This is a genomic window from Phenylobacterium sp. (assembly GCF_035944335.1).
Lineage (GTDB): Bacteria > Pseudomonadota > Alphaproteobacteria > Caulobacterales > Caulobacteraceae > Phenylobacterium.
Map to the genome: position 1 here is coordinate 103,534 of NZ_DASZBG010000080.1, position 21,137 is coordinate 124,670.

Annotated in this window: 22 protein-coding genes and 1 pseudogene; 13 read left to right on the forward strand and 10 right to left on the reverse strand. The window is 68.9% G+C overall.

The window, feature by feature from the left end; translation table 11 throughout:
- The first annotated feature begins 185 nt into the window (after positions 1 to 185).
- Entirely contained in the window at positions 186 to 866 is a 681-nt protein-coding gene (locus tag VGT80_RS13385; protein ID WP_327456587.1) for a CHAP domain-containing protein, read from the forward strand.
- A 116-nt stretch (positions 867 to 982) separates the two neighbouring features.
- Positions 983 to 2,197, forward strand: a complete 1,215-nt coding sequence (locus VGT80_RS13390; protein WP_327456589.1) for a pentapeptide repeat-containing protein — start codon at positions 983 to 985, stop codon at positions 2,195 to 2,197.
- A gap of 58 nt (positions 2,198 to 2,255) precedes the next feature.
- Here VGT80_RS13390 and VGT80_RS13395 read toward each other — a convergent pair whose 3' ends face one another.
- The gene (locus tag VGT80_RS13395) at positions 2,256 to 2,690 is read right to left on the reverse strand and encodes a DUF488 domain-containing protein (RefSeq protein ID WP_327456591.1); all 435 of its coding nucleotides are present in this window, start codon (positions 2,688 to 2,690) and stop codon (positions 2,256 to 2,258) included.
- Between the two features lie 41 nt (positions 2,691 to 2,731).
- Here VGT80_RS13395 and VGT80_RS13400 point away from each other — a divergent pair, with 41 nt between their 5' ends.
- The 3 genes from VGT80_RS13400 to VGT80_RS13410 all read left to right on the forward strand — a co-directional run bounded on the left by VGT80_RS13400 (position 2,732) and on the right by VGT80_RS13410 (position 5,373).
- Positions 2,732 to 3,610 carry an alpha/beta hydrolase gene (locus tag VGT80_RS13400; RefSeq protein WP_327456593.1) on the forward strand — a complete coding sequence of 293 codons (879 nt, stop codon included), beginning with the start codon at positions 2,732 to 2,734 and terminating at the stop codon, positions 3,608 to 3,610.
- A gap of 123 nt (positions 3,611 to 3,733) precedes the next feature.
- The gene (locus VGT80_RS13405) at positions 3,734 to 4,600 is read left to right on the forward strand and encodes a cytochrome b/b6 domain-containing protein (protein ID WP_327456595.1); all 867 of its coding nucleotides are present in this window, start codon (positions 3,734 to 3,736) and stop codon (positions 4,598 to 4,600) included.
- Positions 4,597 to 5,373 (forward strand): molybdopterin-binding protein, encoded by a 777-nt coding sequence (locus tag VGT80_RS13410; RefSeq protein ID WP_327456597.1) that lies wholly within the window; start codon positions 4,597 to 4,599, stop codon positions 5,371 to 5,373. Before VGT80_RS13405 ends, VGT80_RS13410 begins: the two co-directional genes overlap by 4 nt.
- Here the strand turns inward: VGT80_RS13410 and soxR are convergent.
- On the reverse strand, positions 5,370 to 5,840 hold the full coding sequence (gene soxR / locus VGT80_RS13415) for a redox-sensitive transcriptional activator SoxR (RefSeq protein ID WP_327456599.1): 471 nt from the start codon (positions 5,838 to 5,840) through the stop codon (positions 5,370 to 5,372). The genes VGT80_RS13410 and soxR overlap by 4 nt on opposite strands.
- Before the next feature lie 82 nt (positions 5,841 to 5,922).
- Here soxR and VGT80_RS13420 point away from each other — a divergent pair, with 82 nt between their 5' ends.
- On the forward strand, positions 5,923 to 6,303 hold the full coding sequence (locus VGT80_RS13420; RefSeq protein WP_327456601.1) for a VOC family protein: 381 nt from the start codon (positions 5,923 to 5,925) through the stop codon (positions 6,301 to 6,303).
- A gap of 9 nt (positions 6,304 to 6,312) precedes the next feature.
- On the opposite strand, the gene VGT80_RS13425 is transcribed toward VGT80_RS13420, so the two are convergent.
- Positions 6,313 to 7,113 carry a phosphatase PAP2 family protein gene (locus VGT80_RS13425; RefSeq protein WP_327456603.1) on the reverse strand — a complete coding sequence of 267 codons (801 nt, stop codon included), beginning with the start codon at positions 7,111 to 7,113 and terminating at the stop codon, positions 6,313 to 6,315.
- Between the two features lie 172 nt (positions 7,114 to 7,285).
- Here VGT80_RS13425 and VGT80_RS13430 point away from each other — a divergent pair, with 172 nt between their 5' ends.
- The 3 genes from VGT80_RS13430 to VGT80_RS13440 are packed head-to-tail and all read left to right on the forward strand — an operon-like array spanning position 7,286 to position 8,433.
- Positions 7,286 to 7,630: a DUF2089 domain-containing protein gene (locus VGT80_RS13430; RefSeq protein WP_327456604.1), complete on the forward strand. Its 345-nt coding sequence runs from the start codon at positions 7,286 to 7,288 to the stop codon at positions 7,628 to 7,630.
- Complete coding sequence (locus VGT80_RS13435; protein ID WP_327456606.1) at positions 7,631 to 7,987, forward strand: hypothetical protein; 357 nt, start codon at positions 7,631 to 7,633, stop codon at positions 7,985 to 7,987. It begins immediately after the preceding gene.
- A gap of 11 nt (positions 7,988 to 7,998) precedes the next feature.
- Positions 7,999 to 8,433 (forward strand): SHOCT-like domain-containing protein, encoded by a 435-nt coding sequence (locus VGT80_RS13440; protein ID WP_327456607.1) that lies wholly within the window; start codon positions 7,999 to 8,001, stop codon positions 8,431 to 8,433.
- Between the two features lie 10 nt (positions 8,434 to 8,443).
- Here the strand turns inward: VGT80_RS13440 and VGT80_RS13445 are convergent, their stop codons facing one another.
- The gene (locus VGT80_RS13445; protein WP_327456608.1) at positions 8,444 to 9,511 is read right to left on the reverse strand and encodes a 1,9-bis(guanidino)-5-aza-nonane synthase; all 1,068 of its coding nucleotides are present in this window, start codon (positions 9,509 to 9,511) and stop codon (positions 8,444 to 8,446) included.
- A 100-nt stretch (positions 9,512 to 9,611) separates the two neighbouring features.
- Positions 9,612 to 10,883 carry a type III PLP-dependent enzyme gene (locus VGT80_RS13450; protein ID WP_327456609.1) on the reverse strand — a complete coding sequence of 424 codons (1,272 nt, stop codon included), beginning with the start codon at positions 10,881 to 10,883 and terminating at the stop codon, positions 9,612 to 9,614.
- A gap of 327 nt (positions 10,884 to 11,210) precedes the next feature.
- Between VGT80_RS13450 and phnC the strand changes: the two genes are divergently transcribed.
- From phnC to phnE, 3 genes are read left to right on the forward strand one after another with little or no spacing between them, the layout of a single operon-like run.
- Entirely contained in the window at positions 11,211 to 12,002 is a 792-nt protein-coding gene (gene phnC, locus VGT80_RS13455; protein WP_327456611.1) for a phosphonate ABC transporter ATP-binding protein, read from the forward strand.
- Complete coding sequence (phnD, locus tag VGT80_RS13460; protein WP_327456612.1) at positions 11,999 to 13,030, forward strand: phosphate/phosphite/phosphonate ABC transporter substrate-binding protein; 1,032 nt, start codon at positions 11,999 to 12,001, stop codon at positions 13,028 to 13,030. The genes phnC and phnD overlap by 4 nt, the downstream gene beginning before the upstream one ends.
- Positions 13,030 to 13,854, forward strand: a complete 825-nt coding sequence (phnE, locus tag VGT80_RS13465; protein ID WP_327456613.1) for a phosphonate ABC transporter, permease protein PhnE — start codon at positions 13,030 to 13,032, stop codon at positions 13,852 to 13,854. Before phnD ends, phnE begins: the two co-directional genes overlap by 1 nt.
- Positions 13,855 to 13,857: 3 nt before the next feature.
- Here phnE and VGT80_RS13470 read toward each other — a convergent pair whose 3' ends face one another.
- Positions 13,858 to 14,955, reverse strand: a complete 1,098-nt coding sequence (locus VGT80_RS13470; protein WP_327456629.1) for a glycosyltransferase family 1 protein — start codon at positions 14,953 to 14,955, stop codon at positions 13,858 to 13,860.
- 132 nt (positions 14,956 to 15,087) lie between these two features.
- A pseudogene (locus tag VGT80_RS13475) lies at positions 15,088 to 15,270 on the reverse strand (TetR/AcrR family transcriptional regulator); the annotation flags it as partial.
- A gap of 173 nt (positions 15,271 to 15,443) precedes the next feature.
- Between VGT80_RS13475 and VGT80_RS13480 the strand changes: the two are divergent.
- On the forward strand, positions 15,444 to 16,076 hold the full coding sequence (locus tag VGT80_RS13480) for a helix-turn-helix domain-containing protein (protein ID WP_327456614.1): 633 nt from the start codon (positions 15,444 to 15,446) through the stop codon (positions 16,074 to 16,076).
- Positions 16,077 to 16,085: 9 nt separating this feature from the next.
- Here the strand turns inward: VGT80_RS13480 and VGT80_RS13485 are convergent, their stop codons facing one another.
- The 3 genes from VGT80_RS13485 to VGT80_RS13495 form a co-directional block, all read right to left on the reverse strand.
- The gene (locus VGT80_RS13485; protein WP_327456615.1) at positions 16,086 to 17,081 is read right to left on the reverse strand and encodes a D-2-hydroxyacid dehydrogenase; all 996 of its coding nucleotides are present in this window, start codon (positions 17,079 to 17,081) and stop codon (positions 16,086 to 16,088) included.
- Positions 17,082 to 17,127: 46 nt separating this feature from the next.
- Positions 17,128 to 19,197 (reverse strand): redoxin domain-containing protein, encoded by a 2,070-nt coding sequence (locus VGT80_RS13490; protein WP_327456616.1) that lies wholly within the window; start codon positions 19,195 to 19,197, stop codon positions 17,128 to 17,130.
- A 138-nt stretch (positions 19,198 to 19,335) separates the two neighbouring features.
- Positions 19,336 to 21,081 carry a DUF885 domain-containing protein gene (locus VGT80_RS13495; RefSeq protein ID WP_327456617.1) on the reverse strand — a complete coding sequence of 582 codons (1,746 nt, stop codon included), beginning with the start codon at positions 21,079 to 21,081 and terminating at the stop codon, positions 19,336 to 19,338.
- Between the last annotated feature and the right edge of the window lie 56 nt (positions 21,082 to 21,137).

Here is a 21,137-nt window from a genome sequence, read left to right on the forward strand (position 1 = left end):
CCGCCGGTTGGTCGTTAGGGATTTCGTCTTTTAAACTCTTCGGACTCGAAACTATTGCCGCCGCAGCGCTTGAGGATGGCGGATTGACGCTCCGGTCCCCCTGGGCGATTCGATTTAAACCCTCTTTTCACTCCTCGACAGATAGGGTTATTCCTTCGCCCGTAGTGTCGGGGAGTACGCAAAACATGTCGAAACGACCGCGGACCCTCTGGGGTTCCCTGGCCGTCGCGGCCGTTCTGATCCTGGCGCCGACCTCCGGCGCCGTTGCGGACACCTATTGGCAGTGCGCGACGTTCGCGCGCCTGGCCTCCGGCATTCAGATCTTCGGTGACGCCTACACCTGGTGGAAGCAGGCCATCGGCCGCTACCAGACGGGCTTCCAGCCCAAGGCCGGCGCCGTCCTGTGCTTCAAGCCCACGGAGCGGATGCGGCTCGGCCACGTGGCCGTGGTCAGCCAGGTGCTGACCGACCGCGTGATCCAGATCACCCACGCCAACTGGTCGCCGATCGAAGGCTCGCGCGGCAAGATCGAGAAGGACGTCACCCTGATCGACGTCAGCCAGGCGGGCGACTGGAGCATGGTCAAGGTCTGGTACGACCCCAATCGCGACCTCGGCGGCTCGACCTATCCGACCTATGGCTTCATCTACCAGGACGCCCAGGCCAAGGTGATGGCCTCGTCCGGCCTGGCCCGCGCCGAGAACACCGCCATCGCCATGGCCCAGAGCGCGGCGAGCCAGGTGGCTTCGGCCGTCCGGCCCGGCGGGACCGGCCCGCTGTCGATCCTGAACCACGCGGCGGACTCCACCGACCGGATCGCGGCCCTGATCGCCCAGGTGACGCGCGGCGGCGGCGACGCGAACTAAGGCGAGCACCACACCTACCGGTTGCATCGGTTCGCCTCTGCCGCGGAAAACGAGATTTCCTGGGCGGCGCAACCGTTCCTTAAGCGCGGCGCCGGCAAGGTGCCCGCAGGTCCGCCATGTCGTCCCAAGCCGAACCCTATCATCTGGCGCTCGACGCCCAGAGCCTGCGCGAGGCGGTCGAGGCCCACCAGAAATATCTGGAGGGGCGCTCCGGCGGCCGCCGGCTGGCGCTGACCTATGCCGACCTCTCCAACTGCTCGCTCGAAGGCCTCGACCTGCGCGAGGCGGACCTGGCCGGCGCCAAGCTGACCGGCGCGAGCATGGCGAAGGTGAATCTCTCGCGGGCCATCCTGTTCGGGGCCGACCTGCGGGAGGCCGACCTGCGCCGCGCCAACTTCAAGCGCGCCGACCTGCGCGGCGCCTGCCTCAGGGGCGCGAACCTGGCCGGCGCCGACCTCGCCGGCTGCGACCTGCGAGAGGGCCGCATCGCCCTGCAGGACAAGCTCGACGGCTTCCGCATCCTGCGCCACGAGCATCGGCCGGGGGAGCTGAACTATGCCGTCCTGACCGGGGCGAACCTGGCCGGCGCCCAGATGACCTCCACGGTGGCCATGGCCAGCGACTTCACCGACGCCAACCTGGCCGGGGCCCAGATGGCCGGCGCGCGGCTGATGCGCGCGGTGCTGGACGGCGCGGACCTCTCCGGCGCGGACCTCGGCGGCGCTGATCTTTCCGGCGCCTCGATGAAGCGTACGGTGGTGGCCGGCGCGAACCTCGACCACACCCTCTTGGACGACGTGGACATGTCCGCGGTGCTGCGCGGCCCGCCGCCGGTGGTCTATGTGGACGACCGCTCGCTCGACGAGGTGCTGGCCGACCACGAGGCCTATTGCGAGAGCGGCGGGGCGAAGGGCGGGATCATGACCCTGCCTGGGGTGGATTTCCGGCCGCTGCGGTCCTTGCGCGGGCGTCATCTGACCGGCCTCAATGCGCCGGAGTGCATCTTCTTCGGCCTCGATATGCAGCGGGTGGAGCTGCAGGGCGCGGACCTCACCGGCTGCGATTTCCGCGGCGCGGACCTGAGGGAAGCCGACCTGCGCGGCGCCAAGCTGGTGGGCGCGCAGCTGACCCGCGCCGATCTTCGCGGCGCCAAGCTCGGGCCCCTGACCATCTCCGAGGGCCGCTTCGTGCGCACCGACTTCACCCGCGCCTCGCTGCGCGCCGCCGACCTGCGCGGCGCCACGGCCCGGCGGGCCCGCTTCCTGGAGGCTGACCTCACCCAGGCCAAGGTCGCCGGCTGCGATCTGACCGGCGCGGAGATGGAGAGCTAGCGCTTACGGGTCGCGTAGTCGGACGCAAAAGCGGTCTCCACTCTTCCGGCTGTCGCGCCTAGAGGTCCTCGACATCAATCCCCGTCGCGCCCTGAATGCGCTGGGCCACGATCCGGCGATGGCAGCCAGCGGCGTCGGCCTCGTAGCAGAGCAAGGCGGCCTTGCGCTCCGTGGCGATCTCGGTGGCCTGGGCCAGCTGCAGCTGGGCGGCGGGCTCGGCCATGTGCGCCTCGAAGATTTCGTGCATCTCGGCCACATGGCCCTTGCGGGCGGCGTCGCGGCCGGGCTTGGGCGTGCCCAGGTCGCGGAAATGCACATAGTCGATGCCGGCCTCGGCCAGGCTCGCGGCCAGCAGGGTCTTGGAGAAGCCGGCGCGGCGCGAGGCGGCCACGGCGCGAACGTCGATGACCACCTCGACGGCGGCGTCCTTCAGCTTGCCGATCACCTCGGCCTGGGTCGCGCGCTCATAGCCGATCGTCGCCAGCCGCTTCATGGGTTCGCCTCCGTCGGGTCAACGCTATATGGGGAAGCTGCATGGACGCCAAAGTGAGCTCACCCCGCCAGCGCCATATCGCCCTGGAAAGCCGCGGCGGAGCTACGGCGTTCCTCGACTTCGGGCCGCAGGACCGGCCGGTGGACGTGGTCTTCTCCCACGCCAACGGCTTCAACGCGCGCACCTACCGGACCCTCCTCGAGCCGCTGGCCGGCGAGATGCGGATCCTGGCCATCGACCTGCGCGGCCACGGGGCGAGCACCCTGCCGACGGTGATCGAGGGCCGCGACGGCTGGGCCGAGTTCCGCGACGACCTGCTGGCCTTCCTGGCGGCCGCGACCGAGGCGCCGGTGGTGCTGGCCGGCCATTCGATGGGCGGCACGAGCAGCCTGCTGGCCGCGGCGGTGGAGCCGGCGCGGGTCAAACGGCTGGCGCTGTTCGATCCGGTGATCAAGCCTCGCGAGGCCATGGCCGATGGCGTCCCCATCACGGAATCGCCGCTGATCCAGGGCGCGCTGCGCCGTCGGGCCGTCTTCCCGAGCAAGCCGGCGGCGGTGGAGGCCTATACGGGCCGCGGCGCGTTCCGCAGCTGGACCCCGGCGATGGTCGCAGACTATGTGGAGGCGGGCTTCCGCGAGACGCCGGACGGCGAGGTGACCCTGACCTGCACGCCGGCGTGGGAAGCCTCAAACTTCCGCACCCACAACTACGACCCGTGGGCCGCCTTCGCGGCGAGCCGCTGCCCGATCGACATCCGCCTGGCCGCCGAAGGCTCCACCTGCGGCATCGCGGGACACGAGGCTGAACTCGTCGCCGACGGCCGGATCACCATCGAGACCGTGCCCGGCACGAGCCACTTCCTGCCGATGGAGCGCCCCGACGTGGTGGCCCAGGCGCTGAGGGCGGCCGTCGCGGCGTAGGCTCGCTCAGGGGAGCGGGAGAGCCTCGGCGTCCGCCGGGCAAACGCGGCCGTATGTAACCTCAGCGAGGTCGCCGCCGAACTCAGGCTGTGGCAGACTTGGCCGCCTCGGGGGAGATTGCGGATGACGCACGACAAGGGCGCAAAGCCCGCCAAGCTGCTGGTCTATCGCCACGCGGGCGTCACCCGCGCGACGCACTGGATCAATGTGCTGGCGCTGTCCCTGCTGCTGATGAGCGGCCTGCAGATCTTCAACGCCCATCCGGCGCTCTACTGGGGCGCCAAGTCGGCGTTCAGCCATCCGTGGCTGGCTATGGTCCCGGGCGAGAAGGGCGGGCAGCCGGTGGGCGTGACCATGGTCGGCAGCCACCAGTTCGAGACCACCGGCCTGTTCGGCTATTCCGGGCATGGGGACAAGGCCGAGCCGCGCGGCTTTCCGGCCTGGGCGACCATCCCGTCCTACCGCGACCTGGCCGACGGCCGGCGCTGGCACTTCTTCTTCGCCTGGCTGTTCGTGATCAACGGTCTGGTCTACTGGGCCATGAGCCTGATCAACCGCCACATCCAGCGCGACCTGTGGCCCAAGGGCTGGCAGCTTCAACCGGCGCATGTGTGGCGTGAGATCGTCACCCACGCCCAGCTCAAGTTCCCCAAGGGCGAGGACGCGCGAACCTACAACATCCTGCAGAAGGGCGCCTATCTGGCGGTGATCGTGGTGCTGCTGCCGCTGATGGTGGCGACCGGCCTGACCATGTCGCCGGGCTTCGACTCGGCCGCGCCCTGGCTTCTGGACCTGTTCGGCGGCCGGCAGTCGGCCCGCTCGATCCACTTCATCTCCGCCAACCTGATCGTCGCCTTCGTCGTCGTCCACCTGGCGATGGTGGTGGCGTCCGGGACCTGGAACAACATCCGCTCGATGATCACGGGCAAATACGCCATCGAAGCCGAGCCGGGGGTTGCGACGCCCGCCGCGACCGGAGACGCCGCATGACCCACGCGCCCAACCGCCGCCGCTGGCTGACCGCGGCCGGCGCCTCGCTGGCCGGCCTGTGGCTGGCCGCCTGCGACAAGCTCACCGAAAACCCCAGGTCCGCCGCGGTGCTGAAGAGCGCGGAGGGCCTGACGCGGCGCGCCCAGCGCTTGGTGGTCGACCGCAAGGCCCTGGCCCGCGAGTTCACCCCCGCCGACGTCTCGCCGGACTTCAAGGCCAACGGCTCGACCAACCCAGACGACCCCGACTATGTGGCCCATGCGGCCAAGGGCTTCGCCGACTGGCGGCTGGTGGTCGACGGGCTGGTGGAACACCCGCTGTCGCTGAGCCTGGACGACCTGAAGAAGCTCCCCGGGCGCAGCCAGATCACCCGCCACGACTGCGTCGAGGGCTGGTCGTCGATCGGCGGCTGGACAGGCGCAAGGCTGGGCCCCCTGCTCGACCAGGCGAAGCTGAAGCCCAATGCGCGCTACATCGTGCTGCACTGCGCCGACACCCTGGAGCAGACCCTCGACGGGACGGGGCAGTACTACGAGAGCATCGACCTGATCGACGCCTACCACCCGCAGACCATCCTGGCCTACGCCATGAATGGTCAGCCGCTGCCGATCGCCCACGGCGCGCCGCTCAGGCTGCGGGTGGAGCGCCAGCTCGGCTACAAACAGGCCAAATATGTGATGCGCCTGGAGGCCGTGGCGGACTTCGCCCACATCGGGCGCGGCAACGGCGGCTTCTGGGAAGACCGCGGCTACGAGTGGTACGCCGGGATCTAGGCCGAGGCCTGATCCGACAGCACGAACCGCGGACCTGGGCCGGCCAGCGCGGCGCGGTCGTCAGGGTTGTAGAGAGCGCATCTCTCCAGCGAGAGGCAGCCGCAGCCGATACATCCGTCGAGCTTGTCGCGGGTACGCTGCAGCACGGCGATCTTGCCATCGAGCACGCCGCGCACCCGCTCACTGATGCGGCGCCAGTCCCCCTGGGTGGGAGCCCGGTCGAGCGGCAAGGTCGCGAGTTCCGCCTCGATCTCCGTGAGCTTCAGCCCCAGCTGCTGGGCGATCAAGGCGAAGGATAGCCGGCGGATGTCCGAGCGTAGGAAGCGCCGCTGATTGCCGCCGGTGCGGACAGCGCGAACGAGGCCGCGGCTCTCGTAGAAGCGGATCGCCGAGACCGAAAGGCCGGTGCGTCGCGCGAGATCGCCGATGGTTAGCAGCCGGTCCGGCGTCATGGGCTTGCCTCGCATATCAAAGCTTGACCTCAAGTTAGCTTGAGGTTGTACGACCGACAAGACACGCCGATCCGGCGCGGGCGAAAGGACAAGAAAGATGCCTTCATCGAAGCTGGAGCACGTCAACGTCACCGTGGTCGATCCCGACGCCGCCGCCAGGTTGATGGAGGCGCTGTTCGGCTGGCGGGTGCGCTGGCAGGGACCCGCCATGGACGGAGGCCGCACGGTTCACGTGGGATCCGACAGCCAGTATCTGGCGCTCTACGCCCCGCGCGGCGCGGCCACGCCGGCCAGGGATTTCCCGAAGGGCCGCCCGCTGAACCACATCGGCGTCGAAGTCGACGATCTGGACGCTACCGAAGCCCGCGTGGTCGCCGCCGGGCTCGAGCCCTTCAGTCACGGCGACTACGAACCAGGGCGCAGATTCTATTTCTTCGATCCCAACGGCATCGAATACGAGGTGGTCAGCTACGGCTGACCGGGGCCGTCAGTACGGGCTCTTGGCGTAGAGCTGGGCTTCCTTGGCGCAGGCGCCGGCGTCGGGCTGTGGGCCGCGCACGCGGGCCTGGTCGATCTCGACGCGGGCGGCGTCCATGTCGGCGCGGAACTGCGCCGAGGCGTGCAGGGCCGCGACCAGGATCGCGCCATTGTCGCGGCCGGCTTCCACAGCGCTCAGGGAGTGCACGCCGCAGACCAGGCGGTTCTCGCCGAAGGCGCGGGCGCGGCTGAGGATCGGGGCGGCGCGGTCGGGGGCGAGTTCGGCGATGATCAGGCCGACCGCCCAGCTCCACGTGTTGTGGCCGGACGGATAGTCGGGGCTCGCGGCCAGCGCCGGATCCTTCGGGAGGCAGATGGTACCCGCGTCGCGCAGGTAGGGGCGCGGGCGCTTGTAGATGTCCTTGGGCCGGTTGGTGACGCGGCTGGCGTCGGGGCCCACCCTGCCGATCAGGGCCAGGGTGCGCGGCGCGTTCTGCGGCGTCAGCTCGACGCCCAAAGCGCAGGCAAGGTCCTTCACGATGCCCGCGGAATTGGCGTCGTTCTGCGCCATGGGCCAGCGGGGATCGTGCTCATAGCCGCGCGTGGCCTTGAAGATGGCGCGGTCGGCCTGGTCGCGGGGATCGCCGGGCGTCGGCGACGGCGGCAGGATGGCGTAGGTGTCGGGGGCGGCCTCGCCGAGGTAGCCGGAGAATTTCGCGGCTGGCGCCATGGCCGGCTGGGCCGCCTGCTGGGCTGCGGCGCCGGTGACCAGGATCAAGGCGGCCCCCGCCGCCAGCACGCCAAGCTTCATCGCAAACTCCCCAAGTACCTGACCCTGGGTGTCGCAGGCTTGGGGGGCGGATTCAACCACGGCCAATGGGCGTCGAGTCCGTTTTACCCCCGAAATTAAAAAACTTGACTCACAGATTGAGAAACTTAAGTTCATGGTCATGACGACGACGAAAACGCAAGACTGGCAGGCTTTGAGCGAGCTCACCCGCGGCCGGCCCATGGTGGTGGAGCGGGTGCGGCTGACCGACCGCGACGTGGCGATCGAGGGCAGCTTCGAGCTGCCCAAGCTCGCCCAGCTGTCGTCGGAGGATCAGGTGTTCGTCGCCGCCTTCGTGCGCAGCCACGGCTCGATCAAGGAGATGGAGGCGACGTTCGGCGTCTCCTACCCGACCGTGAAGGCGCGCCTGAACCGCATCTCCGAGGCGCTCGAGCTGGTGGAGATCGATCCGAAACCGAGCCGCGCGGAGGTGCTGGAGCGCCTGAAGCGCGGCGAGATCACCGCCGATCAGGCGATTTCCGACCTGGAGGGCCGTTAGATGTCCGCCGCCTATCCCCGCGCCGTCAGCCATTTTGGCCTGGCGGCCATGCAAGGCCGTGCGGCCCGAACCCGCGAGGTCACGACCGGCGAGGCCCTTTCGCCGGAAACGCCGCGGCCGCCCGGCGTCCGGCGGCGGCGCACGGTGGTGCGGCTGTGGCTGCCGCTGACGCCGCTGTTCCTGCTGCTGGCGCCGTTTGCCCTGGTGCTGGCGCTCGTGGGCTACTTCGTCCCGCCCAGGCTCCGGCCCGACCCCCTTATCGCCGCCGTCTCGATCGGCGCGCTGCTGCTCGCGCTCGGCGGGACCGAGATTCTCGTCGACACCCCGGACGCCTACGTCCGCCTCAAGATCCTTTAGGAGCTGATCCCATGAACGACGATCGACGCTCGATCCTGCAGATGCTGGCCGAAGGCAAGATCACCGCCGACGAGGCCGAACGCCTGCTGTCGGCCCTGGACCGCAGCGAGCCGACCGCGGCGCGACCGCCGGCCGCTGCGGGCGCCAACGGCGCGCCCAAGTACCTGCGCGTCTCGGTGGACACCGACGAGCCGGGCGATGAGGGGGGCCCGACCAAGGTCAATATCCGCGTGCCCATGGCGCTGCTCAGGGCCGGGGTGCGGCTGACCAGCCTGATCCCGCCCCAGGCCCGAGATCAGGTCAACGCCGAGCTGGCCAAGAACGGCGTGCCCTTCGACATCGGCCAGTTGAAGCCGGAGAACCTGGAGGACCTGATCGACCAGCTCAGCGATCTGCGGGTCGACGTGGACCAGGAGAAGACCAAGGTGCGGATATTTTGTGAGTAAAATCCCCCGCCTACCTGGCGGGTGAGCTTTTGAACAACTCCGCCCAGCGGGGCTTCTTGCGCCCCTTGTGGGCGCCTTTGTGCCAGGCGTTGGAGGCGATCAGGGGGACGACGGTGGTGGCTTCGGCGAAGACCATCTGTTCCCAGGTGACGTCGACCTTGCCCCAGGAGCAGGCCTCCTTGAGCGTCGAGGAGGAGCAGGCGCCGTCGCGGACGTCGGCGACGGTGATCTGCACGGCGTATTTGTGCATCTCCGCCTCGTGGCCGAGGATCTCGGCGCAGACGACGGTGTCCTGGGCGAAGTTCTTGGGCACCCCGCCGCCGACCATGAACAGGCCCGTGGTCCCCGCCGCGATCTTGATGTCGGTGAGCTCGCGGAAGTCGGCGACGCTATCGATGGTGAGATAGGGCTTGCCCGCCTTCATGCGCTCCACCTGGTGCTTCACCAGGCCGAAGCCGGCCGATGAATCGGTGAAGGCCGGGCAGAAGATCGGCACGCCTTCCTCGAAGGCCGTCTGGACCAGCGAGCCGGGCTTCTTCGCATGGTCCGCCGCCAGCCACTTGCCCATCTCGTGGATGAACTCGCGGCTGGAATAGGGGCGCGGCTCGAGGGCGTTGCACAGGTCGTAGATCGTCCCGTCGCAGTTCTGCAGCTCTTCCTCGTCGATGTAGGTGTCGTAGATGCGGTCGATGTAGAGGTCGCGCAGGTCGCGGTCGTCGACGTTCGATTGCGCCTGGTAGTGCTTGAAGCCCAGCGCCTCGAAGAAATCCATGTCGACGATGGAGGCGCCGGTGGCGACGATCACGTCGATCATCCCGTGGCTGACCATGTCGCGGTAGATGTGCATGCAGCCGGCCGCGCTGGTGGAGCCGGCGAGCGTCAGCCAGGTCGAGCAGGACGCGTCCTCGAGCGACATGGCCCAGATGTCGGCGGCGCGCGCGGTGTCGCGGCTGGTGAAGCTCATCTTGCGCATGGCGTCGATGATCGGCCGGGCGTCGTACTGGTCGATCGCCACGTGCTCGACGGTATTGGCCAGCAGCTCGGCCTTGCGGTTCGACTTCTGAACGTCAGCGTTCATTCTCAAGGTTCCTCAAGAGTTTGAGCGCCCGTCCAATAGCAGGAGCGCGACCGGGACGGAGCGACCGGCCGCGCCTTCAACTGATCAGCCCAAGAGCTGGTTACCGCTTGCGGCGCTTCTTGCCGGCCGCGCCCTTGGGGCGCGACAGGCGCACTACCTTGCGGTCGTCCTCCTGCTGCTCGCGCGGCAGGCGGATGCTGCGGCCGGCGAGGCCGAACATCGAGGCCATGGGAGCGTCGGCGACCACCACGGTCTCGGCGTCGCCGAAGCCGTTGAAGCGGGTGTTCATGGCCACGCCATAGGCGCCCAGCATGCCGATCTCGATGTAGTCGCCCTCGCGGACGTCCTCCGGCAGCCAGAACGGGCCCGGCATGTGGTCGAGGCTGTCGCAGGTCGGTCCGTAGAAGCGAAAGGGCTTCAGGGGCCCTTCCACTTCGCAGGCCTGGGCGCCCTCGCTCCGATACAGCTTCACCGGGAACGGCCATTTGGTGTGGGCGGCGTCGAACAGGGAGCCGTAGCTGCCGTCGTTGAGGTAAAGGGCGTCGGCCTTCTTCAGCTCGACCTTGACCAGGATCGACGAGGCTTCGGCGACCAGCGCCCGGCCGGGTTCGCACCACAGCTCGGTGTCCTCGTGGACCATCATCTCGGCGAAGCCGCGCTGGATGGAATCCACATAGGAGGCCATGTCCGGCGGGATCATGCCGGGATAGACGCTCGGGAAGCCGCCGCCCACGTCGACCACGTCGACCATGACGCCGGCGCGCACGATGGCGCGGCTGGCCTGGGCCATGGCCGCCTGGAAGGCGGTGGGGCGCATGCACTGGCTGCCCACGTGGAAGGAGACGCCCATGCGGTCCTGGGTGGCTCGGCGGGCGGCCAGCATCAGGCCCGGCGCCTCGTGGATGTCGGCGCCGAACTTGCCGGAGAGGGAATAGGCCGCGCCATCGGCCGAGACCGCCAGGCGGACCATCAGGGCGAGGTCGTCGGCATTGCCGGTCGCTTCGAGGATCTTGGCCAGCTCCTCGTGGGTGTCGAGGGCGAAGGTGCGCACGCCGTGGTCGAAGTAGGCGGCCGCGATGGCGGCGCGGCTCTTCACCGGGTGCATGAAGGCCATCCGCGCGCCCGGCGCGTGGCGGGCGACCAACTCGACTTCGGGAATGGAGGCCACGTCGAAGGAGGTGACCCCGTTCGCGGCGAGGGTTTCGATCACCCACGGCGAAGGGTTCGCCTTCACGGCGTAGAACACGTCACCCTTGAATTGTACCTGGAACCAGCGCGCCGCTGCCGCCACCGCATCCGGTCGCGCTAGGGCGACGGGACGTTCCGGGGACCGCTCACGGACCAGGTCCAGGGGTGATTGGTAAGCGTGCAATTCACGCAACCCCCAAGGAATTGTTGAACCCAGACCGGCGTTAGCAGCGCTTTTCAGGACATCGGGTCCGCCGGAATTCGCGCAGATAGGGGTATCAGCCGGTGATGTAAAGAGTCTTACCGTGCGGCGCGCTGTCATACTTGCCGAACGGCGGTCGACGAAACGGCTCCACTGGGGCTCTTCTGGCGCCCGCCGCGGCGAATCTGGAGCGTGCTGAGCGGCTGGACCAAACGAGGCCGCACGTGTCATGAAGCCGTCGCACCCCTGCGCCATCCAGGGGGTTTGGCCGCCTGCGCGCGCGCTCGATCTGGGGGAAGTCTGGGGGCCATGTCCGACGCCGTTCTGTCCATACGGAACGCCTCCAAGACCTTCGGGCAGCGCCAGGCGCTGGACGGCGTCTCCATCGAGGTCGGACGCGGCGAGATGATCGCCCTGATCGGCCCGTCCGGCTCCGGCAAGTCGACCCTGCTGCGCTCGATCAGCGCCCTGCAGACCATCGACGGCGGGGCCGGGAAGATCGAGGCGTTCGGCGCGCCGGTGCAGGAGAACGGCAAGATCAGCCCCGACGTGCGCAAGATCCGCACCCGCATCGGCTTCATCTTCCAGCAGTTCAACCTGGTCGGCCGGCTCTCCCTGTTCACCAACGTGGCCCTGGGCTCGCTGGGCCGGATCGGGGCGCTGCGCGGGTTCCTGGGGCTGTGGCCGGCGGAGACCAAGAGCGCGGTGATGGTCGCCCTGGCGCGGATGGGCGTGGCCGACTACGCCGCCCAGCGGGCCAACACCCTTTCCGGCGGCCAGCAGCAGCGCGCCGCCATCGCCCGCGCCCTGGTGCAGCAGGCCAAGATCGTGCTCGCCGACGAGCCGGTGGCCTCGCTCGACCCGGTGGCGGCGCGCCGGGTCATGGAGGCCCTGCGCACGCTCAACCACGAGGACGGGCTGACGGTGGTCGTCACCCTGCACCAGGTGGACTATGCGCTGCGCTACTGCGACCGCGTGGTGGCCCTCAAGGCGGGCAAGATCGTCTATGACGGCAAGGCCACGGGCCTGAAGCGCACGCAGCTGATCGACATCTACGGTCCGGAGTTCGAGGACGTGTTCTGGGAGGAAGCCCCGAAATGATCCGTCGCCGTCGCGTGACCGCCGTCGGGGCCGCCGTCGGGGCGACCCTGGGCCTGCTGGCCGCCCTGGGCCTGGCCGCCTGCAGCGAGAAGGCCTCGACCGCGGGGGGGACGCCCAAGGAGCTGACCTTCTCGATCCTGTCGGCCGAGAACCAGTCGTCCATGGCGCCGCTCTGGCAGCCCCTGCTCGACGACATGTCCGCCCAGATCGGGGTGAAGGTGAAGCCCTACTTCGCCACCAACTACACCTCGCTGGTGGAGGCCATGCGCTTCAAGCAGGTGCAGCTGGGCTGGTTCTCCGCGGATCCGGCGCTGGAGGCGGTGAAGCGCGCCAACGCCGAGGTGCTGGGTCGCGTGGTCGATGCCGGCGGCGAGGCCAGCTACGAATCGGTGCTGATCGCCAAGAAGGGCAGCGGCATCACCGTCGACAAGGTGCTGGCCTGCGGCAAGCGCTACGCCTTCGGGATCGGCGACGCCAAGTCGACCTCGGGCACTCTGGCGCCCATGACCTATCTGTTCGATCCGAAGGGCATCGAGCCCACCAACTGCTTCAAGGTGGTGCGCTCGGCGAGCCACCAGGCGAACTTCCTGTCGGTGGCGACCGGCGTGCTGGACGTGGCCACCAACAACACGGTGGGCCTGCTGTTCTACAAGCGCCAGAACCCGGCCATGTTCGACAAGATCGAGGTGATCTGGAAATCGCCGCCGCTGCCGGAATCCTCGATCATCGTTCGCAAGGACATGGATCCGGCGCTGAAGGAGAAGATCCGCCAGTTCTTCCTGACCTACGGCGTGGGCGCGGGCCCGCAGGCCGACAAGCAGCGCAAGGTGCTGGCGGGACTGGCCTACGGCGGCTTCCGGCCGGCCGACGACACCTATCTCGATCCGGTCCGCGAGATGGAGGCGGCCCAGACGCTGGCTGAGGCCAAGAGGGGCCACGACAAGGCCAAGATCGACGCCGCGCAGAAGGCCTTCGACCAGCTGCGCGCCGCCAACGCCCAGAAGCGCGCCGCCCAGCCGGACGTCTGATGAGCGCGCCCACAAGCTCTGCGGCCGTCACCGCGGCGGACGCGCCGCCGCCGCCGACCCGCACCCTGCTGCAGCAGGTCCCGGGCCTCTTGCTATGGGGCGGGCTGATCCTGTTCCTCGGCATCGCCTTCAGGCCGGTGGAGATCGGCCACGTCACCAAGCTCTTCACCCAGAGCCAGAACATGCAGGAGTTCGGGCGCGGCTTCCTGCACCCGGACTTCACCCAGTGGAAGCTCTACGTCGCCCAGATGTGGCTGACGGTGCAGATCGCCATCTGGGGCACCTTCCTGGCGGTGGTGATCGCGGTGCCCTTCGGCCTGGCCTGCGCGCGCAACATCTCGCCCATATGGCTGCAGCAGCCGATGCGCCTGCTGATGAACCTGCTGCGCTCGGTGCCGGACCTGGTGGTCGGCCTGGTGTTCGTGGTGGCGGTCGGCCTGGGGCCCTTCGCCGGCGTCATGGCGCTGACCGTCAACACTGGCGGCGTTCTGGCGAAGCTGTTCTCGGAGGCCGTGGAGTCCATCGACAAGGGCCCGATCGAGGGCGTGCGGGCGACCGGCGCCAACCGGCTGCAGGAGATCATCTGGGGCGTCATCCCGCAGGTGGCGCCGCTGTGGACCTCCTATGCCCTCTACCGCTTCGAATCGAACTCCCGCTCGGCGACGGTGCTGGGCCTGATCGGCGCCGGTGGTATCGGCCAGCTGCTGTTCGATGCGCTCAATGGCTTCCAGTACCCGCAGCTCTCGGCGATCGTGGTGGTGATCATCGTCGCCGTGACCCTGATCGACTTCCTGTCGCAGGCCATGCGGGCGAGGTTGATGTAGGCGCTACGCCGCTTCCGGCCTGCGCCGTCTCACCCGCGCCAGCCGGCGCAGCCTTCGCCAGAATCGCGTCTTCTCGGGCTCGGGATAGGGCTGCAGGTTGCGCACGAAATCCTCGGCGCAGGCGCGCCAGGAGAATTTCTCGGCGAAGGCGCGGACCTGTTTGCGGTCGAGCTTGAGGGCTTCCAGGCAGGCTTCCTTGAGGCCTTCGGTGGGCGAGTGGGCGAGCGCGCCGGCGCCGGAGCCCGGGATGATGTCGATGGGGCCCGGCGCCGGGTAGGCCGCCACCGGCGTGCCCGAGGCCATGGCCTCCAGGATCACCAGGCCGAAGGTGTCGGTGAGCGAGGGGAAGACGAAGACGTCGGCGCAGTTGTAGGCCGCGCTGAGGTCGGCGCCGGACTTGGGCCCGGTGAACACCACCTCGGGATATTTGGCGGCGAGCTCGTCCTTGGAGGGCCCCGGTCCGACGACGACCTTGGCGCCGGGCAGGTCGAGGCCCAGGAACGCCTCGATGTTCTTCTCCACGGCGACGCGGCCGACGTAGAGCGAGATGGGCCGCGGCAGGCCCTCGAAGATGTCCGGCTCGCCGGACTTGCGCGGCCGGAACACCTCGGTGTCGACGCCGCGCGACCAGGAGGAGATGTTGCGGAAGCCGTGGCCGGCCAGCTCGTCGCGCATGGTGGGCGTGGCGACCATCACCCGGCCCGACGGCTTGTGGAACCACTTCATGTAGGCGTAGCCGGCGGCCAGTGGTAACGGCAGGCGCGCCGAGACATATTCCGGGAAGCGGGTGTGGTAGCTGGTCGTGAAGGGCAGCTTCCACTCCACGCAGATGCGCCGGGCGGCCAGGCCGATAGGGCCTTCGGTGGCGATGTGGATGGCTTCCGGCTCGAAGGCCTTGAAGCGCTCCTGCACCGGCTCGTAGCAGCCGATGGCGACCTTGATCTCCGGATAGGTGGGCAAGGGGAAGGTCTTGAAGAGGTCCGGCGAGATCACCTCCACCGCATGGCCCATGGCGCGCAACTCAGCGACCGTGCGGGTGAGGGTGCGGACCACGCCGTTGACCTGCGGCTCCCAGGCGTCGGTGGCGACCAGGATGCGCATGGGCCGCCGGGCGTCGCGCGGCGCGGTGATCGCCTCGCGGATGCGCGGCAGGACGGCGGGGCCCTTGGGGCGTTCGGGCGTCGTGGTGGCCACGGCCTGGTTCTGCAGCCAGGCCCAGAAGGCGCCCAGCAGCGCCTCCTTGGTCGGGAAATAGCGGTAGACCGTCCGCTCCCCGACGCCGGCGTCCTTGGCGATGTCGGCGAAGCTCACGTCTTCCAGCGGCGCGCTTTCCAGCTGGCGGCCGACCGCGCGCAGGATCTGCTCGCGGGTTTCCTCGCGCTGACGATCGCGCAGGCTCGGAGACGGCGGTTTCATGACAGCCCCACTGCCAGGAGATCGTGGCAGCCCACCTGTCAGGATTGCGGCGGCCCTGTCAATGAGCCGCGTTCGGCGAAGCGCGCCCGCTGGAGTGTGGCGTCGGGCGGTTTAGTGCACTACCTAACGCCTAGAGCAGGCCCTCCCCAGGTCGCCCAGACAACAAGGTCCAGATGGACGCCCGAACCTATCCGGCCAAGGCGACGCCGAAGTCGCTGCGCACCCGTGCGCGAATCCTCGAGGCCGCCATGCGGCTGTTCGCCGAGGTTGGCTACCACACCGCCACCAACGCCCTGATCGCCGAGGCCGCCAAGCTGACGCGCGGCGCCATGCTGTATCACTTCGCCACCCGCGAGCAGCTGGTGGAGGCGGCGATCGCCCATATCGAGCTGGAGCGCGCCAAGCTGTTCGAGCGGGCGGGCGCGGCGCCGGCCGCCGGCGTGGACGCGGCCGAGCACGCCATCGACGCCTACTGGGCGCTGCTCAGGGAGGTCCCGTTCGTGGCCTTCGCCGAGCTGGAGGCCGCCGCGCGCACCGATCCCATGCTGCGCGAGCGGCTGGCCGCCGCCCAGAGCGCCTTCGACCACGCCCAGGTGGGTAGCCGCTTCGGGGCGATGATCCAGGCCGGCGCCGACGCCCGCTCGCAGACCAGCCGCGACCTCGGCCGCTTCCTGCTGGAGGGCTTGGCCAAGGGCGCCATGACCTATGACGTGGACGACCGGCGCGAGCGGCTGATCGAGGTGGTCAAGCGCGCCGTGCGCATGCTCAACCGCAAGGGCGACGTCCACGAGTTGTGGACCGAGTAGCCGCGGAGGTCAGCGCGCCGCCAGCACGTCAGTGGGCGCGATTTCGCTGATCAGGGTTTCGCCCGCCAGGTAGCGGCGCAGGTTCTCCAGGAACACCTCGTCGTTGCGCGCCGCCTGGCCCTCGGTGGCGCCGGAGAGGTGCGAGGTTGCGGTCACCCGTGGGTGGCTCCAGAACGGGCTGTCCTCCGGCAGGGGCTCGGTGTCGAAGACGTCGAGCACGGCATGCTCGGGCACGCCCTTTTCCAGGGCCGCCAGGAGGGCCGCCTCGTCGATCAGGCCGCCGCGGCCGACATTGACCAGCACCGAGCGCGGCTTCATGGCGGCCAGGAACGCCGCGTCGACCAGATGGCGCGTTTCGGCGGTCAGGGGGACGGAAAGCACCACCACGTCGGCGCGGGGCAGGAGGGCCGCGATATCGGCCTGGCCGGCGATCAGGTCGGCGGCCGGATGGGGAGACGGGTCGCGGCGGATGCCGGTGACGCGCGCGCCGAAGGCCCGGGCGCGGGCCCCCACGCCCTGGCCGATGGCCCCGAAGCCGATGACCAGCCACTCGCCGCCGGCGATCTCCCGGAAGCGCAGGCCGCGCTTCCAGTCGGCGGCGCCCTGGGCTGCGCGCCGCTCAGGTCCGCGCTGCAGGTGGTCGAGCACGCCCCACAGGACGTAGTCGGCGATGCCCACGGCCTGGCCGTGGCTGGTGGCCAGGCGCACGCCGCGCTCGACCAGCTGGCCGAAGATCGGATGGTCGAAGCCGGCGGCCCCGCTCTGCAGCCATTTCAGCGTGGGAGATTTCAGGAGCGCCCGGGAGAAGTCGCGGGCGACGGGGCCGAAGAAGGTTTCGTTGTTGGCCCAGGCGGCCTCGATGGCCGCGTCCTCGAGGGACACGGGCGCGTCGTCCAGGCTCAAGGCGGCGGCGGCGTCCATGAGAACGGGCTCGACCTCGCGGCCGAGCCCGTCGATGGCCGCCTGCAGGCGGCGGTAGGAAGCTTCGTAGATCAGCAGGCGCATCGGTCCGTCCCCGGTGTTCGCGTACGACCGGGGACGGACGCGAGGCCTATTTGGTGCTGCTCTTCTCGGCGGACGAGAAGGCCTCCGCCGCCGTCGACGGCGCCTGGCGACGATGCTGCGGCATCATCTTCTGAGCCGCCGCCAGCTCCGCCGCGTCGAGGGAGCCGTCGTGGTCCTTGTCGAGCACCTCGAAGTACTTGGCGAGCATGTGGCCGACCTCACCCTTGAGTTCCGCCTTCTGCAGCTTGCCGTCCATGTTGGAGTCCATCATCCCCATCATGCGGTCCTTGTTCAGGTCCTGGTCGTACTGCGGCAGCTGCTTGGCCGAGGTCTCGTCCAGCCAGCGATAGCGGATCGCGGTGTAGAACATCTCCTGCCACGATTGCTCGCCCCAGGTGATGGTCTTGGTCGGGTCCGGGTTGGCCGGGTTTTCCTTCGAGTTGTCGTAGACCCAGTGGGCGATCAGCCTGGAGCCCGCCGGCACCTTCAGCGGCTCGGCGAAGGTGTAGTCGCGCTGCCAGTTGAAGTCGTAGCGCGGCAGGCTGAGCAACAGCTTCTCCTTGCCGTCCGGATAGCGGATCCACAGGTCCGCGGCGTAGCCGCGGTAGTGGGCGTGCGGGAAGGCCGCGTAGAGCAGCATGTCGTGGGGGATCGTCAGATAGGCGATCTCCTTGTGGCGCGCTTCGCCGGCCGGGATCTCGATGGCGTTGTTCACCACCACGCCGCCGTGCATCACGTACTTGGGCGTTTCGCTGTCCTTGTAGAAGTAGATGCCGATCTTGGAGTGATCGGTCGCTTCCTTGCCGAACGGCGTGTAGTGCGCCTGCATCCCGATCGCGCCGCCGGGCGGCAGATAGGAACCGACGTTTCTCGGATCGACTTCGGATTCCGCGCCGACGGCGTAGCCGCCGACCGAAACGCCCCAGCGGTTCTCGTAGGCCGGCTGGCCGGCCGCCGGAACGTCCTTCATGTAGCCGGTGAGCAGGTGGTGCACGCCGGCGCGCTGCTCGACCTTGATGGTCGAGGCGCGGATCCAGTGGCCCTTGGTCTCCGGATTGGCGACCCACGGGTGCTGGTAGTCCACCACGCCGCTGGCCGGGATCGTGTAGGCCGGCACGTCGAGCACCAGGTCGGGCTTGCCGAGCGGCCAATCGGAGGCGACGTGCGTCTTGGCCGCCAGCGGGTCGGGGCCTTCGCCACGCGGCGAGCCGGCCTCCACCCAGTGGACCAGCGTCTTGATCTCGGTCGGGGTCAGGTTCTTGTTGTCCGAGAACTTACCCACGTGCGGGTCGGCGTTATACGGCGGCATCCGGTGGGTCATCACGACCTCGGAAATCATCGGCGAGAAGCCCTTGACCGTCTCGTAGCGGTCCATGGCGAACGGGCCGATGCCGCCCTTCTCGTGGCAGCTCACGCAATTCTTTTCGAGGATCGGCGCCACGTCGTGGACGTAGGAGATCTGCGCGACCTTGGCCTTGGCCGGGAAGTCGATCAGGCAGCCCTTGGACGGCAGGGAGGCCTGCTGCACGGTCTGGCCGGCCAGCACCGCGCTCAGCGCGTCGGCCGCGTAGCGGTGCTCGACCTTCTTCTGGCCGCCGCCGTAGTCGGAACGATCGTCGACCGGGCCGTGGTAGACCACCTGCCAGGTCTTGGGGTTGATCACATAGACTTCGGCCGTGCGCTGCACGCCGAGCTGCTCGCCGACCAGCTGGTTGGAATCCATCAGGACGGGCATGTCGTAGCCGGCGTCCTTGACCTCCTTCTGGATGGTCTCACGGGTGTCCTGCGCAGCGGAGTTCAGCATCATGAACTCGACGCCCTTGCCGGCGAACTGGGCCTGCAGCTCCTTGTAGGCCGGGGCCTGGCTGCGGGAGATCGGGCAGCCGTTCATCTGGGTGATGAGCACGATCGCCGACTTGTCGGACATGCGGTAGAGCTCGTGCGCGCCCAGGTCCTGGTCGACCAGCATGAAGTTGCTGACGCGGATCGGCTGGGCCGCCGCGGATTCCGCGGCCACCGCCTTGTGCGCCGCCTGGCCCACCAGACCATCGCTGGTGAAGCCGTAGATCAGGGCCGCGCCGCCGAGCGCCGCCAGCACGCTAATACGCGCCTTCATCTTAAATCTCCTCCCGTGTCGCGGGCGCCAAGCACGACCCACGGCTCCGCATATGGGGAGCCGGTATCTTAACGCCGTTCAGCTTTCGTTAAAAGCATACCGCTGTTGCATCAATATTTCGGTGACGCCTGCGTCAAGTTAATGTTTCTCCATTGCGACCCAGGCGTCGACGCGCCGCTCCAGCAGATCGAGCGGCAGGGGTCCTGCCAGCAATACGGCGTCGTGGAACTTTCGGATGTCGAAACCGGGGCCGAGCGCCGCCTCGGCCTTGCGCCGCAGCGCCACGATCTTCAACTCGCCCACCTTGTAGGCCAGCGCCTGGCCCGGCCAGCCGACGTAACGCGCGAGCTCGACCTCGATGTTCAGGGGGCTGAGCGCGGTGTTCTCGGTGAAACAGGCGCGGGCCTGGTCCAGGCTCCAGCCCATCCAGTGGAGGCCGGTGTCGGCGACGAGCCGGCAGGCGCGCCACATCTCGTAGGAGAGCCGGCCGAACTGTTCGTAGGGGTTGCGGTAGATGCCCATCTCGACGCCCAGCTGCTCGGCGTAGAGGCCCCAGCCTTCGGTGTAGGCGGTGACGTCGGCATTGCGCCGGAAGGACGGCACGCCCTCCAGCTCCTGGCCGAGGGCGATCTGCAGGTGATGGCCGGGGACGGATTCGTGCAGGGTCAGCGCGGTCAGCTCATAGAGCGGCCGCTGGTCGAGGTGGCTGGTGTTGACCATGTACCCGCCGGCGATCCCCTGCTTCGGCGACCCCCCAAAATAGCGGCCGGTGGTGTAGCTGTCTTCGATCTCGGCCGGCACGGGGCGCACGCCGAAGGTCAGGCGCGGCAGGGTGGCGAAGTAGCGCGGCAGCTTGTCGTCGATCCGCTTGTCGATCTCCGAGGCCTTCTCCAGCAGATCCTGGCGGGAGGTCGCGTAGAAGCGCGGATCTTTCCGCAGCATGGCGACGAAGGCAGCCCTGTCGCCCTTGAAGCCTGTGGCGGCGATGACGGCGTCCATCTCACCGCGGATGCGGGCCACCTCGTCCAGACCGATCTGGTGGATCTGATCCGGCGTCAGGTCGGTGGTGGTGTGGTCGGCGACCAGCCAGCGGTAGTAGGCCTCGCCGCCGGCGAGGCTGCGGATGCCGAGCGCGGGGCGCGAGGCAGGCAGGTACTCGGTCTGCAGGAACGCCAGGAAGGCCTGCTGGGCGGGACGGATGCGGGTCTGGACGATGGCGGCCGCCTCGGCGCGGAGCGCGGCGCGACGCGGCGCGGGCACGCTCGCGGGCAGGGTGGCGAAGGGCTTCAAGAGCGGATCGGCCTCCACTGGGATGGCCAGCGCGGTCTTCACGCGCAGGATCACCGCTTCGGTGGTGGACTTCGGCTGGGTGAACCGGGTGGCGATCCCGCGCCGGGCATTGGCGAGGTTGTCGGCGAAAAAGGTCGGCAGGGCCTGCAGCCGGGCGATCCAGGCCCGCGCCTCGGCCTCGCTGTCGAGGTTGGTCGTGGAGGCGAAATAGTTGAGGTCCTGATCGAAGCCGCCGTCGGAATTGAACGGCAGGCGGGCCTCGTCGAAACCGAGGCTCTTCAGCCGCCGGTCCAGCGTCCAGTCGAGGAAGTCGCGGTTCAGGCGCGCCTCGGTCGACAGCCCCTTCGGATCGACCGTCGCGAGCCGGGCACGGAAGCCTTCGAGGCCGCGCTTGCGGGCCGCGTCGGCGGCGGGGGTGACGTCGGCGAGACGCGAGAGCGCGGCCTTGTCGCCTTCGCGCCCGGCCGTGAAGGGATCGTCGGCCAGGGCCCAGGCTTCGTAGGCGGCGACCACGGCGTTGAGCGGCCGATCGTCGGCGAGCGCCGGGCGTGCTGCGAACAGGACAAGCGCGAGTGCGAACATCAGGCGACGCATCGAGGACCCCCAGGATAGACGCGGCCAAGCTCGCCCAGCTCGCGCCCGGCGCCAAC